We start from the raw sequence: 2245 nt of genomic DNA, 5'->3' as shown, positions 1-2245 counted from the left end.
GAGAAAAGAAAATTAATCTCGGGTAATATAGTTGAAAAACTAAAAACTCTTTTTGATATTGAAGAGAGGGAAATTTTTTATTGGCATGAATTTAAGCAAAATTATCCTGTTGCCATTTTTGCAATTACGCCAGATAGAAAATTTATAGAGTGGAATAAAATTTTTGAAGAACTTACCGGATGGAGTAATGGAGAGCTTAAAACCGTGGAATCTGCGGCAAAAGTGTTATGGCCTGTTAATCCTAAGGAGTGTAAGGTATGTAAAGTTGTAGGTAAATACGATACGCAAGAAAAACGTTCAGGATATGATTTTGCGGAAATTATCAACAAACAGGGAGAAAAAATTCCCGTATTTGTATATGTAATACCTATTTTTAAAAACGGAGTATTAGAGAGAACATATGTGGTTCTCAGGGATAGAAGGGAAGAGCTAAGACAACGAAAAGAATACCTCCAAAAAGCTATAGCTCCTTTAATTGAAAGACTTGAGAGAATTGCTAAAAAAGATATTAAAGATTTAATTTCAATTGATAATGAAGAGCTTAAATCTCTTGAAAAACCTATTAATGAAATTATTCTTGTATTGCAAAAAATAGTAAAAGAGATAATAAACGCAAACGAACAGATAGATATTTATACAAGAGAAACGAAAGAGATGTTAGATTCTTCACTTGATTGGGCAAGTCATGAATTTCAGAATTCCCAGCAAGGCTTAATGGAAAGGGCCAAAATGCTAGAAGACTCCACAGCTTCTATTGAAGAGATGGTTAATTTAATTAAAGATATAGCAGACCAGACAAATTTATTGGCTCTTAACGCCGCTATAGAAGCGGCAAGAGCGGGAGAACACGGAAGGGGGTTTGCAGTTGTCGCGGATGAAATTAGAAAATTGGCTGAAAGAAGTCAAAAAGCCACAAATGAAATTTCATCTACCATTTCTCTTATAAAAGATGCTTCTTTTGCTATTGTAAATGAAATAGAGAACACTATAGAAGGAAGTGAAAAGTTAGTTCAAATTCTTAATGAAATCGATAAAAATATCGATAAAATAGAAGAATTCGTAAAAAAATTAAGAGAGGAAGTGGAAGGTTTTAAATTATAAGAGCGTAAAAGCGCTCTTATTTATCTATAGGAAGACCTTCTGTTGGCAACTCTTCTATAAACCACGGAAGTCCGTGTTTGTTTAGAGCGTACATAAAAGGACGGGCAGGGAATTCTTCCATATTTTTAACTCCCGCGTCAAACCAGGTTTTCGTAGCAATCATTTTAGCTCCAATCATAGCCGGCACTCCCGTTGTATAGCTTACACACTGAGCTCCCACTTCTCTAAATGCACACTGATGGTCGCAGATGTTGTAAATATAATATCTTTTTTTCTGACCGTTTTTATATCCTGTAACCACTACTCCGATATGGGTTTGTCCTTTTGTTCTAGGTCCTAGACTTGCCGGGTCCGGAAGCACTTTTTTTAGAAACTCCATAGGGCTTATTTCGCAGTTTTCACAAACTTTTATAGGTTCGATACTTGTCATTCCCACATTTTGTAAAGCTTTTAAATGCCACAGATATTTATCGCTGAACGTCATAAAAAATCTGGCTCTTTTAATGCTTGGGAAATTTTTAGTTAAGCTTTCAAGCTCTTCGTGGTATAAAAGATAGCTCGGGAATTTTCCAACTTTCGGATACTCCCAGTCAAATTTAACGCTCATAGGCTCTATCTCTTTCCACTCTCCGTTTTCGTAGTATTTACCTTTTTGGGTAATTTCTCGGATATTGATTTCAGGGTTAAAGTTTGTAGCAAAAGGATATCCGTGGTCTCCTGCGTTACAGTCAAGAATGTCTAAATATTCAATCTCATCAAGAAGCTCTTGGGCGGCATATGCCGTAAATACGTTCGTAACCCCCGGGTCAAAACCGCTTCCAAGAAGCGCCATAAGACCTCTTTTTTTAAATTCCTCATCTTTTGCCCATTGTTCTTTATATTCGAATTTAGCCTCATCAGGGTGTTCGTAATTTGCCGTATCCACATAATGAGCCCCGGCTTTTAAACAGGCGTCCATAATAGCCAGGTCCTGGTAGGGAAGTGCGACGTTTAGTACGATATCGCTTTTAGTATCTTTTATAAGTTTTGCCGTAGCATCAACATCCATAGCGTCAATTTCAGCCGTTTTTACTTCAACACCTAAACGCTCTTTAATATCTTTGGCTATTGCGTCGCATTTGCTTTTTGTGCGGCTGGCAAGTGT

General features: G+C 36.7%; 2 protein-coding genes. One reads left to right on the top strand and one right to left on the bottom strand.

All coding sequences use genetic code 11. The features are described from left to right. The coding region (locus ACXJH6_RS07830; RefSeq protein ID WP_456471199.1) for a methyl-accepting chemotaxis protein at positions 1-1101 on the top strand (1101 nt) is incomplete at its 5' end. A gap of 16 nt (positions 1102-1117) precedes the next feature. On the opposite strand, the gene ACXJH6_RS07825 is transcribed toward ACXJH6_RS07830, so the two are convergent. Further along, positions 1118-2245, bottom strand: a 1128-nt coding sequence (locus ACXJH6_RS07825; RefSeq protein WP_456471198.1) for a saccharopine dehydrogenase family protein, incomplete at its 5' end; no start/stop codon positions are given.

Source organism: Caminibacter sp. (assembly GCF_053999135.1).
This window is presented reverse-complemented; position numbering and strand designations above follow the sequence as displayed.